The organism is Cytobacillus sp. T106, from assembly GCF_040492155.1.
Lineage (GTDB): Bacteria > Bacillota > Bacilli > Bacillales > Cytobacillaceae > Bacillus_AB > Bacillus_AB infantis.
This window is the reverse complement of record NZ_JBEUMK010000003.1, coordinates 170,873-184,874: the sequence shown is the minus strand read 5'-3', so window position 1 is coordinate 184,874 and position 14,002 is coordinate 170,873. Positions and strand designations below refer to the sequence as shown.

The following is a 14,002-nucleotide window of genomic DNA, read 5'->3' as shown; positions in this document are numbered from 1 at the left end:
CCTTTATTTTGATTAAAACTGTAAATCTTCCCGCGCGAAAGAATTGCCCGTTTTTTGGCTGTGCCGGAATGAAAAAGGCATTGGCGTCCATACTAACGATATTAAGCCTTGAAAGGAGAATACAGGATGGATGAGAATTTTTTTCAAAATGCCAATGAGGGCGGAGGAAGCCCGGAACAGCCCAAGGAAGATAAACCATCTGCACTGATGGAAAAAATACAGCAGCTGGGCCAGACGAATGTGCCCCAGCTTTCACAGGATACAACCATTCATTGTTTGACGATCGTCGGACAAATCGAAGGGCATCTTCAGCTGCCGCCGCAAAATAAAACGACGAAATATGAGCATCTGATCCCCCAGATTGTAGCAATAGAGCAAAACCCAAAAATTGAAGGGCTGCTGGTGATCCTGAATACAGTGGGGGGAGACGTAGAGGCCGGACTGGCCATTTCTGAAATGCTTGCTTCCCTTTCTAAGCCGACCGTATCAATCGTACTTGGAGGCGGGCATAGCATCGGTGTTCCGATTGCTGTATCCTGTGACTATAGTTTTATAGCGGAAACGGCAACAATGACGATCCATCCGATCCGCCTGACTGGATTGGTCATCGGGGTCCCGCAGACTTTTGAATATCTGGACAAGATGCAGGATAGGGTCATCAATTTTGTGACAGGGCATTCAAAGGTGTCTGAGCAGCAATTCAAGGACCTGATGTTTGCAAAAGGAAATCTGACCAGGGATATTGGAACGAATGTAGTCGGTGCAGATGCGGTATCCTACGGCTTGATTGATGCAGTCGGCGGTGTCGGGCCGGCCCTTAAGAAGCTGAATGAGCTGATTGACCTGAACAAAGGCAAGGAAGAGGGGCTGGTGCAATGATTTTATACACATCGATGCCCCAGGAGCTGATTTTCCAGCCGGAAGAAAGCGCATTTGCCAGACAAAAATTCCTTTCTTTTGAAGGGATACCTGTGCTTGCCGAAGCTGTCGGTGATATGCCTCAGCAATATACAGTGATAAGGGTCATGAGCACAGACCCGAATCATTTTCTGGATGATAGATGCATGCCCGGTTCTAAAATTACAATAGTATAACCCAAAATCCGGGCTATATGCTATAATATTGTTATACTACTAAGAGCAGCCATATGGCTGCTTTCCTTGTCATGCTGCGGCTTTCAAGGAAGCAGCGGTGCGGCCGGATTGCCGGGATGGAGAAAGGGCAGTTCCGTTTATGCTCCGCCTTTTTAGGGCTCGGCAGTCTGCCGGGTTTTCTTTGTTTTAAGATGAGTGGCGGACGTCTGCCGCATGCCGGCTGAGGCAATAATGAATCAGGATAGAAATCTGCAGTACAGGGTGATGAAATGGCAAAAAGAAAAAGAAGGCAATCGAAGAGCAAAGAAAAACTGAAAAAAACTGTGCAATATGAACTGACTGGATTGATAATGATTGCTCTGTCAGTGATTTCAATAGCAAAACTCGGTGCGGTCGGGACATCAATCGTCATGTTCTTCCGTTTTTTCATGGGAGAATGGTACATACTGGGACTTCTGGGGATGGCTGTGTATGGAGGATATCTGATGTGGAAAAGGGAACGGCCGTATCTTTTCCATACTAAGCTGATGGGGCTGTACCTGGTCATCGCGTCCATGCTGCTTCTCAGCCATGTGACACTTTTCCAGCTGCTTTCAAACGGCGGCAAGTTTGAAGATCCAAGCGTCATCGGCAACACATGGGAGCTATTCTGGATGGAGGCAGGCGGCGAAACGAGCACGACCGATCTCGGCGGCGGGATGGTTGGCTCGGTGCTGTTTGCGATGTCTTACTTCTTGTTTGATGAAGCCGGCACAAAGCTGATTGCTGCTTTACTGATTATAATCGGGCTTGTGCTGCTGACCGGAAAGACCTTTGGGGAAGCCGCAGGCAAGCTGTTTATCTCCATTTGGGGCTTCATCAAAAAGCAATGGGAAGCGTTTTTGGAAGATATGAAGGAATCGAAGCGTAAATTCCGTGAAAGAAGCGATGAGCGGAGGCAGAGGCAGGAAGAGCTGCGCCAGTCAGCCGAAGAGCGGGAGCCTGAACCGTCCGTCAATATTTCCCAGCCGCCGCTGCCGGCTGAAGAAGAGCCTTCGCCTGAACCGATCATTTCAAGCTTCGCTGAGCGGGCTTACCAGCAGCAGCCCGAACCCGTGCCGGAAGCAGCAAAACGGAAGTCCAAGCCGGGCGGCGAAGAGGCAGCAGAGGAAGAGTCTGCACCAGCCATCACTTTTACAGAGGTGGAAAATGTGGACTATGAGCTTCCTCCGCTGAGCCTTCTTACTCTGCCGAGGCAGGCGGATCAAAGCGGTGAGTATGAACAGATACATGCCAATGCCGCCAAGCTTGAGCGCACCTTCCAGAGCTTCGGGGTCAAGGCCCGGGTTACTCAGGTCCATTTGGGGCCGGCAGTAACCAAGTATGAGGTCCATCCCGATGTGGGCGTGAAGGTAAGCAAAATCGTAAGTTTAAGTGATGACCTGGCCCTTGCCCTTGCAGCAAAGGGAATCAGGATCGAGGCCCCGATCCCTGGCAAATCGGCGGTGGGGATTGAAGTGCCGAATACAGAGGTTGCCATGGTGTCTCTGCGTGAAGTGCTGGAGTCCAAACAGAACGACAGGCCGGACAGCAAGCTGATGATCGGCCTTGGCCGCGATATCACAGGCGAAGCTGTCCTGGCTGAGCTGAATAAGATGCCCCATCTGCTTGTTGCCGGGGCAACGGGCAGCGGGAAAAGTGTCTGCATCAATGGCATTATCACAAGCATCCTGATGCGCGCCAAGCCGCATGAAGTGAAATTGATGATGATCGACCCGAAAATGGTCGAGCTGAATGTGTATAACGGTGCGCCCCATCTGCTGGCACCTGTTGTCACCGATCCAAAGAAAGCGTCACAGGCGCTGAAAAAAGTGGTCAGTGAGATGGAAAGGCGCTACGAATTATTTTCCCATACAGGGACCCGGAACATTGAAGGCTATAATGAGCATGTTAAACGGCATAATGCAGAAGAAGAGGCACAGCAGCCCCTCCTGCCTTATATCGTCGTCATTGTGGACGAGCTGGCAGACCTGATGATGGTGGCATCCTCGGACGTTGAGGATGCCATTACAAGGCTCGCACAGATGGCGAGGGCCGCAGGGATCCATTTGATCATCGCTACCCAGCGTCCATCTGTAGATGTCATCACTGGTGTCATCAAGGCGAATATTCCTTCAAGGATCGCTTTTGCAGTATCCTCCATGACTGATTCCAGGACCATCCTGGACATGGGAGGAGCAGAAAAGCTCCTTGGACGGGGGGATATGCTGTTCCTTCCTGTCGGCGCTTCTAAGCCGGTCAGGGTCCAGGGCGCTTTTCTTTCCGACGAAGAAGTTGAAGAGGTAGTCGATTTCGTCATTTCCCAGCAGAAAGCGCAGTATCAGGAAGAGATGATCCCCGATGATGTGCCGGAAACGGCGTCAGAGGTTGATGACGACCTTTACGAAGAAGCGGTGGAGCTAATAGTGGAGATGCAGACTGCATCCGTCAGCATGCTTCAGAGGCGCTTCAGAATCGGCTATACCCGGGCGGCAAGGCTCATTGATGAAATGGAGCTGAGGGGGATTGTAGGACCATACGAAGGCAGCAAGCCTAGGGCGGTCCTGGTTGCCAAGGCATCAGAGGAAGCAAGTTCATAATCGGAAGAAAACCGGTCCAGGGAGACCGGTTTTTTTTGAGCTGAAAAAAAAGATAGCAGAACAGAAGCGAATAAGGTTATACTATTAAAAGCGCTTTCATAGTATTGGAGGGCCGGCACTATTTTTATAGTCAGCGAGTCTTGCATAATGGAAGAACTTTCAATTTAGTTAGGGAATAAATAACAGGAAAGCGCTTAAAAAAGAATGGTTTTCCCTAGTATTTCCGTTTCTGAATCGGGTGATTTTTAAGTGTTTTCTGATAAAGGGATCTAAACCACCTTTTTTCGACAAATTCTCGAAATTCTATTTATTTATTAAATAAAAAGTGTTATAGTATTTTCGATTAGTAGGAATCATTAAACATCAGAGGTCTGATGTCTTGAGAAAAAAGGTTGGAGGAACCCTGCATGTCAATTAAGTCAGATAACCGGCATCTATACCTGCAAGTCATCGATCGATTAAAGCAGGACATTGAAGAAGGGCTCTATAAAGAAAGAGAAAAGCTTCCTTCTGAATTTGACCTTGCAAAGCAGCTTGGAGTAAGCAGAGCTACACTGCGTGAAGCGCTCCGTATTCTTGAAGAAGAAAACGTGATTATCCGCAGGCATGGTGTAGGAACCTTTGTGAATGCAAAGCCTCTCTTCACTTCAGGAATCGAGCAGCTTAACAGCGTGACCAATATGATTCTGCAGGCAGGGATGAAACCAGGAACCGTATTCTTAAGCTCAGTCACTCAGGGGCCGACCGAAGAGGATGTGCGCCGTTTCTCATGTTCGGCGGAGGAAGGGATTGTGGTTATCGAAAGGGTCAGGACTGCGAATGGGGAGCCTGTAGTCTACTGTGTGGACAAGCTGCCGGAAAAGATACTCCCGGAAAGCTTCACGCATGACCAGGAATCGATTTTTAATGTGCTCGAAGAAGAAGCCAATAAAAAAATCACCTATGCCGTTGCCCAGATTGAACCGATCGGCTACCACGAGAAGATTTCCCCGATTCTAGAATGTGAACCGGAAACTGCACTGCTTGTGTTAAAGCAGATGCATTACGACGAAATGGATGAACCAGTCCTTTACTCGGTGAATTATTTTAAGGCCGACAAGTTCAGCTTCCATGTCCTTCGCAGGAGAATATAATTTTTTTGCGGAAGTGAAAGCGAAAACAAATCTGTTTTTCAGAATATTCCTGCTAAAATTTCAAACAAATTCCTTGGGGGGTACAAACCTTGAAAAAGCGTAAATTTGGTTTGGCGCTGTCACTTGTTCTTGCAGCCGGCACGATTCTTGGTGCTTGCGGAAACAGTGAAGAAAAAGACGATGCAGCTGGTGAAGGCGGCACAGACAAAGAAAAAGCATTCTCTGTTGCAATGGTAACTGATGTCGGCGGTGTTGATGATAAATCATTCAACCAATCTGCCTGGGAAGGTCTTCAGGCATTTGGTGAAGAAAACGGCCTGGAAAAAGGCAAAGGCGGCTTTGACTATCTTCAGTCACAATCAGACGCTGACTACGCAACAAACCTGAACAACCTTGTTCGCCAGGACTTTGATGTTGTGTTCGGTATTGGATTCATGATGCAGGGAGCTGTTGATGAAATCGCTCAGCAGCAGAAAGATGCCCACTTCGCGATCGTTGATGCAGAAGTACAGCAGCCTAACGTTGCAAGCATCCTTTTCAAAGAGCAGGAAGCTTCTTTCCTTGCTGGGATTGCAGCTGGTCTAACAACTAAATCAAACAAAATCGGCTTCATCGGCGGTATTGAAGGAGCAGTTATCGAGCGCTTCGAATCCGGCTTCCTTGCAGGTGTACAGGCGATCAACCCTGAAGCACAAGTAGATGTACAGTACGCTGGCGCATTTGATAAAGCTGAACTTGGCCAGACAATTGCTGCTAAGATGTACTCTTCTGGAGCAGATGTTATTTTCCACGCTGCCGGAGGAACTGGTAACGGACTATTCAAAGAAGCACGCGACCTTAAGCAGAAAGATCCTTCTAAAGAAATCTGGGCAATCGGCGTTGACTCCGACCAGACAGCTGAAGGTGTTGTCGGCGACCATAACGTCATCATCACTTCTGCACTTAAGCGCGTTGACAATGCAGTGAAAGACCTTTCAACAAAAGCTATGGAAGGCAACTTCCCTGGCGGCGAAATCACTACTTACGGTTTAGCTGAAGACGGTGTAGGCCTTGCAGAAATCAATGACGAAGTTTCTGTGAAATCCGACATCGAAGCTGCTGTAACTGAGTGGCAGGATAAAATCAAGAGCGGCGATGTTGTTGTACCTGGTACAAGAGCTGAGCTTGAAAACTTCAAGGCTGAATAATACAAAAAGGGAATAAGGGGGTTGTAAGGCCCACTTATTCCTTTTTAATGCAAATTGCAGGCTGGAACATTAATTGAAGAGCAGAATGATTCTGCCTTTCACTTAGTGTTTTAGATATCTTCTCTGAAATATAGATGTTTAAGAAACCTTGAAAACCGGAATGCAAAGCCGCAGGCCGGAGGAATCGGCACCTGCCGGATTTTTTTACAGCTTCTAAGGTATGACCTCTTACTACTATATTTTCTATTAATTTGTGCGAGGAGTGGAAGAATGGAATACGTTATTGAAATGCTCAATATCCGCAAAGAATTTCCGGGCATCGTCGCAAACGACAATATTACTCTTCAATTGAAGAAGGGTGAGATCCACGCTCTCTTAGGTGAGAACGGGGCAGGAAAATCAACGCTGATGAACGTGCTGTTTGGCCTGTATCAGCCTGAAAAAGGTGAAATCCGCGTCAACGGAAAGCCGGTCAGCATCACTAACCCGAACATAGCCAATGACCTTGGCATCGGCATGGTCCATCAGCACTTCATGCTGGTCGACACGTTTACTGTCACTGAAAATATCATTCTCGGAAAAGAAACAACAACCGCCGGGAGAATCGATATTAAAAAAGCTGAACAGGAAGTAAGGGAAATCTCTGAGCGCTACGGCTTATCCGTAGATCCCCAGGCAAAGATATCCGATATTTCTGTAGGGATGCAGCAGCGTGTTGAAATCCTGAAGACGTTATACAGGGGAGCTGAAATCCTGATTTTTGATGAGCCGACCGCTGTTCTGACTCCGCAGGAAATCGGCGAGCTGATCCAGATTTTCCGGACATTGATCAAGGAAGGCAAATCGATTATCCTGATCACGCACAAGCTGAAAGAGATCATGGAGGTCTGCGACAGGGTTACAGTCATCCGCAAAGGTGTCGGCATCGGAACAGTCAACGTAAGCGAGACAGACCCGAATGCGCTGGCAAGCCTGATGGTCGGACGTGAAGTCACGTTCAAGACAGATAAGAAGGCTGCAGATCCAAAAGAGGTTGCATTTGAAATCAATGGGCTTACGGTTAAAGATTCGAGGGGCGTCCCTGTTGTAAACAATCTCAATTTAAAGATAAAAGCAGGCGAAATTGTCGGAATTGCCGGTGTTGACGGCAATGGACAAACAGAGCTGATCGAAGCGATCACCGGACTGAGAAAAGCAGAGGACGGCACCATCAGCCTGAACGGAAAAAATATCAGAAATCTTTCTCCAAGGAAAATCACTGAAAGCGGGATCGGCCATATTCCTCAGGACAGGCATAAGCACGGACTGGTGCTGGATTTTCCGATTGGCGATAATATCGTGCTGCAGACATACTACAAAAAGCCTTTCTCCAGGTATGGTGTATTAAACTTTAAAGAGATTTACGATAAGGCCCGCAAGCTGATAAAAGAATATGATGTCAGAACGCCGACTGAGTATACAGAGGCAAGGGCATTGTCAGGCGGAAACCAGCAAAAAGCGATCATCGGCCGTGAAATTGACCGCGACCCTGATTTGCTCATCGCTGCCCAGCCGACAAGGGGCCTTGATGTAGGGGCCATTGAATTCATCCATAAGCGCCTGATTGAGCAGCGTGATAACGGCAAAGCCGTTCTGCTTCTTTCTTTCGAGCTGGATGAAATCATGAATGTCAGCGACCGGATTGCCGTTATTTATGAAGGTGAGATTGTAGCGGTCGTAGATCCGGCTGAAACGACAGAGCAGGAACTGGGGCTGCTGATGGCAGGGTCGAAAAGAAAGGAAGCGGGTGAAAAGTCTAATGTCTAGTCGTTTGAAAAATATAATGATTCCTTTAATAGCGGTTCTGCTGGGAGTTATTGTCGGCACCATCATCATGATTGCGACAGGCTATGATGCGGTTGCCGGTTATACAGCATTGTGGAACGGAGCATTTGGCGAAGTGTATTACACTGGTGAGGTCGTCCGCCAGGTAACGCCATATATATTGGCCGGTTTGGCTGTAGCGTTTGCATTCAGGACAGGGCTGTTCAATATAGGTGTCGAAGGGCAGCTGATTGTCGGATGGCTTGCGGCTGTCTGGGTCGGGCTTGCCTTCGATGATCTCCCTAAGTTCATTCATCTTCCGCTTGCTGTACTGGCAGCAGCGGCAGCAGGTGCACTTTGGGCATTCATCCCTGGCTTGCTGAAGGCTAAGTTCAAGGTTCACGAAGTTATCGTGACCATCATGATGAACTATATTGCCTTGCATGTAACAAACTATATTGTTCGTTCAGTATTGACTGACAATGCGGACAGAACTGAAAATATCGCAGAGTCAGCTTCTCTGAGATCACCATTCTTTGAAAGCATCACTGACTATTCAAGGCTTCACTGGGGAATTTTGATTGCACTCGTTTGTGTGTTCATCATGTGGTTCCTGCTGGAGAAGACTTCCAAAGGATATGAACTGAAGGCAGTAGGCTTTAACCAGCATGCATCCCAGTATGCCGGAATGAATGTAAGCTCTAATATTATTTTATCAATGGTCATTTCAGGTGCTTTTGCAGGGCTTGCCGGTGCAATGGAAGGTCTGGGCACCTTTGGCTATGCAGCAATCAAAGGCGGGTTCACCGGCGTCGGTTTTGATGGAATCGCAGTTGCGCTCCTAGGGGCAAACGGTCCGATCGGAATCGTGTTTGCCGCTATCCTGTTCGGCGGCCTTAAGGTAGGGGCACTGAATATGCCTCTTGAGGCCGGAGTGCCGAATGAACTGGTAGATATCATCATCGCGCTGATTGTATTCTTTGTAGCAGCCAGCTACATGATTCGCATCGTCATTGATAAGTTTGGCAAGAAGGGGGTGAAATAAGTGGGCTTTATGGATATTTTGCTGATCATTGTTCCTTCCACGCTATTATGGGCTGCACCGCTTATTTTCACTGCATTGGGCGGAAATTTCTCTGAGCGCTCCGGTGTTGTCAACATCGGACTCGAAGGATTAATGGTTATAGGAGCGTTCACTGCAATCGTATTTAACCTGACATTTGTTGATTCACTGGGAAAAGCAACTCCATGGCTCGCTTTGGTCGCAGCGCTGGTTGTCGGCGGACTGTTCGCCCTCATCCATGCGGTAGCCTCCATCACATTCCGGGCTGATCAGACTGTTTCCGGGGTAGCCATCAACCTGCTGGCAATCGGCCTTGCATTATTCCTTGTCAAGTTCATCTATGATAAAGGCCAGACAGATATCATCCAGGTGGGCTTCAGCAAGGTCGATATACCATTATTAAGCGATATACCAATCATAGGGGAAATCCTTTTCTCCAATACCTATTATACATCCTTTGTTGCTATCATCATCGCTTTCATTGCATGGTATGTGATGTTCAAAACGCCATTCGGCCTCCGTCTGAGATCAGTCGGTGAACATCCGATGGCTGCTGATACGATGGGCATCAATGTAACAAGAATGCGTTATATCGGCGTAGTCATCTCAGGTGCGCTTGCAGGTGTCGGCGGCGGAGTTTATGCACAGTCGATTTCTTCTGACTTCGGGCACGCTACCATCAGCGGGCAGGGCTTTATGGCTTTGGCAGCACTGATCTTCGGTAAATGGCATCCGCTTGGAGCAATGGGCGCTGCTTTGTTCTTCGGCTTTGCCCAGAGCTTGAGCATTGTAGGCTCCAGCCTGCCGCTGCTTGAGAACATTCCGAATGTTTATCTGCTGATTGCGCCTTATGTCCTGACCATCCTGGCATTGACAGGCTTCATCGGCCGCGCAGATGCACCGAAGGCACTCGGTACTCCATATATAAAAGGAAAAAGATAATCATACTGATCCCGGTCATGCAGGCCGGGTTTTTCAATTGTTTTGATAGATTGCCATTTAAGGAAAAAATTAACTGAATAGATTGACTCTTGGAAAAACCTGCCTTAAAATTAAATAGTTAATATTCTATCATTTCTGATCGGGGCCGTCATATGCCAAAATCCTTGTTATTCTATGATTATCATACAGATAAGATTGTTTCCTATAGCAGATGGTTCTTTCTCCTTCTGGTCCTCTTCATAAGCCATTCACCAGCTGCTCCATTTCAGGCAGAGAAGACAGCGCTTCCGGCAGTCCTTGCCGTATTTTCCTTCATCTATATTTCAGCTGCCCATATATGTACAAGCTTTATGAAAAACGGAAAAGCAAGCAGGCGCCTTGCGGCTGTATGGACTGGCTGCGACCATATTGCTGCAGCTGTCCTGTTTATGATTTCTGGAGACGGGGCTGCCGTCTTTTATCCGCTGGCCATCCTGCTTACCGTGACTGCAGCCATCAGGATGCGCACTAAAGGTGCACTGTTTTCAGCATTGTTCTTTTCAGCTTCTATTCTGGCCGGGACAGATTTAGGGCAAGATGCAGAACACCTTCTTCTTCCATTGGGGAGCCTCTGGATAACCGGAATTCTGGCCGGTGGTGCCGCTGTCAGGGAAACGAGGCAAAAGTCTCAGATCGAAAAATTAAAAAGAATGGTGTACACAGATTTCCTAACCGGGCTTGCCAATAGAAGAGCATTCCATGAGCACCTGAACCTTATAGAAAAAACAGCGGAACCCTGCTTCATCCTTTTAGCTGATGTAGATAATTTCAAAGGTATCAACGACTATTACGGCCATCTTGAAGGCGATGAAGTGCTGAAAAAGCTGGGCCGCACTTTCATGAGGGCTGAAAAGCTGAACGGCTGCAGAATTTACCGCTATGGAGGAGAAGAATTTGCCTTCCTTATCCCTGGGAACCGCGAGGAAAAGGTCATTAACATCCTGACGGGCCTTCTGGACAGTGTGGCTCAGGAGGTTATGGCCGGAGGGAAACAGCCTCTCACAATGAGCTTTGGCGCCAGTTTCTTAAGCAGCGGAAATACAAAGCTTGCACTTGAAGAAGCCGATGCCCTGCTTTACCAGGCCAAAACCAGCGGGAAAAGCAGGGCCATTTTCAGCAGCGGCCTTATCATGAAGAATACGCTGCCATCAAAAAAAATCATGAGTGCCAATAGCGGATAAGTATAATCAAAGAGCAGTCTCCATAAAAGGGGCTGCTTTGTTTATCACAAAAATACCCTCTTTGGCATACCCTCCCTGCGCATCAATCATTTGCTATCTCAATTTAGGAAACGTTATAGTTAGAATATGTTTTATTTTTATGGAGAAGATTAAAAAATAACCTGAGCAGCGTCTACATAAGATAAGAAAAGCGCAAGCGCCTTGCTCACCCCCGACAAGCACAAGACGATCCTCCCGGAAAGGCGTTCTTTGCCTTTTTGGGAGGATTGGCTTGTGACCTCGAGGGGGTAGGCGCTGGAGCTAGACAGTAATCAAATTAGAAAAAAATATACTATCTTATCTTTTGGAAAAGCAGGAATTTAGGAGGATGTATATGGCCGTTATGGATGAAATCGTAAAAAAGATGGAAGGGTATGACCTCCATATAGTCAAGACCGGCAAATTCAAAACCAATACACTGATTTGGAAAATGAAAGCTCCTCTTCAAAAAGAAGATGCGACTCTAAGAGCACTTTTCCCTTATGTCCTGCAGAGCAGTTCAAGCAGATTTCCAGCCACAGGGCTTCTCCGCTCGCATCTTGATGATTTATACGGCGCCAGTCTGTATGTGGATTTGGCAAAAAAGGGCGAGTACCATGTTGTTACTTTTTCAATGGATATCGCCAATGAGAAATTTCTTTCGGATCCGGCACCACTGTTAAGGAAGGCTTTTGAATTCCTTGCTGAAATCCTGCTGAAGCCAAATGCGCAGGATGGGAAATTCAATGAGGAAACAGTCAGACAGGAAAAAAGGACGCAAAAGCAGCGGATTCAATCTGTGTTTGATGATAAAATGAGATATTCCAATTTCAGGCTTGTTGAAGAAATGTGCAAGGGGGAGCCTTATGCCCTCCATGTAAACGGAGAAATGGACGAAGTCGACAGCATCACCCCTGAAAAGCTTTACCAATATTATGAACGGGCATTTGCAGAAGATCAGCTCGATTTTTATGTGATCGGTGACGTTGATCCTGGCGAAGTTGAAGCGATGGCAGGGGAGTATCTCAAGTTCTCTCCGAGAGAGCCTAAGCAGCTTCCACGCGGTTCTTCCGCTGAAGCTGGGGATGTAAATGAAGTCAAAGAAATCCAGGATGTAAAACAAGGGAAGCTCAACATAGGCTACCGGACCAATATCCTCTATGGAGATAAAGATTACTACGCCCTCCAGGTTTTCAACGGCATTTTCGGCGGCTTTTCACATTCGAAGCTGTTTATCAATGTCAGGGAAAAAGCAAGCCTTGCCTATTACGTCGCCAGCAGGCTTGAAAGCCATAAAGGATTGATGATGGTCATGTCCGGCATCGATAATAAAAACTATGACCAGGCAGTCGGCATTATAAAAGACCAGATGGAAGCCATGGTAAACGGCGACTTTACGGAAGAAGAAATGGCACAGACAAAGGCAGTGATCAAGAATCAGCTGCTTGAAACGATCGACACTGCCAGGGGGATGACAGAGATCCTTTATCATAACGTAGTTGCCGGCCAGGAAATTTCCCTTGACCTGTGGATGGATGAGATGGACAAAGCCACGAAAGAAGATATTGTCGCCGCAGCAAAAAAAATCAGCATGGATACCGTATATTTCTTAACAGGAACGGAGGCGGGCGAATAAATGGAAACGATCGTTTTTGACCAATTGAAAGAAAAATTATATTACGAAAAAATGGCCAATGGCCTTGATGTCTATATACTGCCAAAGCAGGGCTTTAACAAAACTTATGCCACCTTTACAACCAAATACGGCTCAGTGGACAATCACTTTGTCCCGCTTGGACAGGAGGAGTTTGTGAAGGTTCCTGATGGCATCGCCCACTTCCTTGAGCATAAATTGTTTGAAAAAGAGGACGGCGACGTTTTCCAGCAGTTCAGCAAACAGGGCGCTTCTGCCAATGCTTTTACCTCTTTCACAAGGACAGCATATCTGTTTTCCAGCACCTCAGACGTTGAACGGAACCTGGAGACACTGATTGACTTTGTCCAGGATCCTTATTTTACGGAAAAGACCGTAGAAAAGGAGAAAGGCATCATCGGGCAGGAAATCACTATGTATGATGACAATCCGGACTGGCGCCTTTATTTCGGCCTCATCCAGAATATGTATCAGAATCATCCTGTAAAAATTGATATTGCCGGAACAGTGGAATCAATTTCCCATATTACCAAGGATCTATTGTATGAATGCTATAACACCTTCTACCACCCGAGCAATATGCTGCTGTTTGTTACCGGTCCGGTTGATCCTGAAGCGATTATGGGGCAGATCAGGAGCAACCAGGAGAAAAAGGAATATAGTGACCAGCCGGCAATCGAACGCAGGTTTGAGCAGGAAATGACCGGTGTTGCGGAGAAGAAGCAGGTTCTGAAGATGAATGTGCAAAGCTCTAAATGCTTATTGGGCGTCAAAGCGCTTAATGTGAAGCAGGAAGGCGCTGAAATGCTGAAGAATGAGCTGACGCTGAATGTTATGCTGGATATCCTGTTCGGCAAAAGCTCCAAAAATTACGAAACGCTGTACAGGGAAGGGCTTATTGATGAAACCTTCTCGTATGATTATACACAAGAGCAGGGATTCGGCTTTGCGATGCTTGGAGGGGACACAAGCGATCCGGATCAGCTTGCCGGCACATTGAGGAGCATGCTGCTTGAAGCAAAGACTGGCGATGTATTCAGCCAGGAAGCGCTGGACAGAACGAAAAAGAAAAAAATCGGAGCATTCCTCCGTTCCGTCAATTCGCCCGAATATATCGCCAACCAGTTCACCCGTTATGCTTTCAATGAAATGGACCTGTTCGAAGTGGTGCCTGAAATCGAGAAAATCAGTTTAGAACAGCTGAAAGAGACAGCAAATGTTTTTCTGTCCGAGGACAGATTTACTGTCTGCCAGGTTGTTCCCAAATAAA

The 14,002-nt window shown here is 47.2% G+C and carries 12 protein-coding genes; all 12 read left to right on the top strand.

Features of this window, described 5'->3' with window-relative positions:
- The first annotated feature begins 126 nt into the window (after window positions 1–126).
- The 12 genes from ABU165_RS08565 (at window position 127) to yfmH (ending at window position 14,001) form a co-directional block, all read left to right on the top strand.
- Window positions 127–879 carry a ClpP family protease gene (locus tag ABU165_RS08565; protein WP_022543728.1) on the top strand — a complete coding sequence of 251 codons (753 nt, stop codon included), beginning with the start codon at window positions 127–129 and terminating at the stop codon, window positions 877–879.
- Complete coding sequence (locus ABU165_RS08560) at window positions 876–1,094, top strand: YlzJ-like family protein (RefSeq protein WP_009791636.1); 219 nt, start codon at window positions 876–878, stop codon at window positions 1,092–1,094. Before ABU165_RS08565 ends, ABU165_RS08560 begins: the two co-directional genes overlap by 4 nt.
- 53 nt (window positions 1,095–1,147) lie before the next feature.
- Window positions 1,148–1,318 carry a hypothetical protein gene (locus ABU165_RS08555; RefSeq protein ID WP_318060083.1) on the top strand — a complete coding sequence of 57 codons (171 nt, stop codon included), beginning with the start codon at window positions 1,148–1,150 and terminating at the stop codon, window positions 1,316–1,318.
- A 45-nt stretch (window positions 1,319–1,363) separates the two neighbouring features.
- Entirely contained in the window at window positions 1,364–3,712 is a 2,349-nt protein-coding gene (locus ABU165_RS08550; protein ID WP_022543729.1) for a DNA translocase FtsK, read from the top strand.
- Window positions 3,713–4,119: 407 nt separating this feature from the next.
- Entirely contained in the window at window positions 4,120–4,845 is a 726-nt protein-coding gene (locus ABU165_RS08545; protein ID WP_009791684.1) for a GntR family transcriptional regulator, read from the top strand.
- 89 nt (window positions 4,846–4,934) lie between these two features.
- Window positions 4,935–6,032 carry a BMP family lipoprotein gene (locus tag ABU165_RS08540; RefSeq protein ID WP_009791682.1) on the top strand — a complete coding sequence of 366 codons (1,098 nt, stop codon included), beginning with the start codon at window positions 4,935–4,937 and terminating at the stop codon, window positions 6,030–6,032.
- Window positions 6,033–6,302: 270 nt separating this feature from the next.
- Window positions 6,303–7,838, top strand: coding sequence for an ABC transporter ATP-binding protein (locus ABU165_RS08535; protein ID WP_094767421.1), 1,536 nt, complete (start codon window positions 6,303–6,305; stop codon window positions 7,836–7,838).
- A complete protein-coding gene (locus ABU165_RS08530; RefSeq protein WP_094767420.1) occupies window positions 7,831–8,880 on the top strand; it encodes an ABC transporter permease in 1,050 nt (349 codons plus the stop codon). Before ABU165_RS08535 ends, ABU165_RS08530 begins: the two co-directional genes overlap by 8 nt.
- Complete coding sequence (locus ABU165_RS08525; RefSeq protein WP_009791679.1) at window positions 8,881–9,840, top strand: ABC transporter permease; 960 nt, start codon at window positions 8,881–8,883, stop codon at window positions 9,838–9,840.
- 152 nt (window positions 9,841–9,992) lie between these two features.
- Window positions 9,993–11,060 (top strand): GGDEF domain-containing protein, encoded by a 1,068-nt coding sequence (locus ABU165_RS08520; RefSeq protein ID WP_318060082.1) that lies wholly within the window; start codon window positions 9,993–9,995, stop codon window positions 11,058–11,060.
- Window positions 11,061–11,433: 373 nt separating this feature from the next.
- On the top strand, window positions 11,434–12,714 hold the full coding sequence (gene yfmF / locus ABU165_RS08515) for an EF-P 5-aminopentanol modification-associated protein YfmF (protein WP_022543731.1): 1,281 nt from the start codon (window positions 11,434–11,436) through the stop codon (window positions 12,712–12,714).
- Window positions 12,715–14,001, top strand: a complete 1,287-nt coding sequence (gene yfmH, locus ABU165_RS08510) for an EF-P 5-aminopentanol modification-associated protein YfmH (protein ID WP_009791676.1) — start codon at window positions 12,715–12,717, stop codon at window positions 13,999–14,001.
- The last annotated feature ends 1 nt before the right edge of the window (window position 14,002 follow it).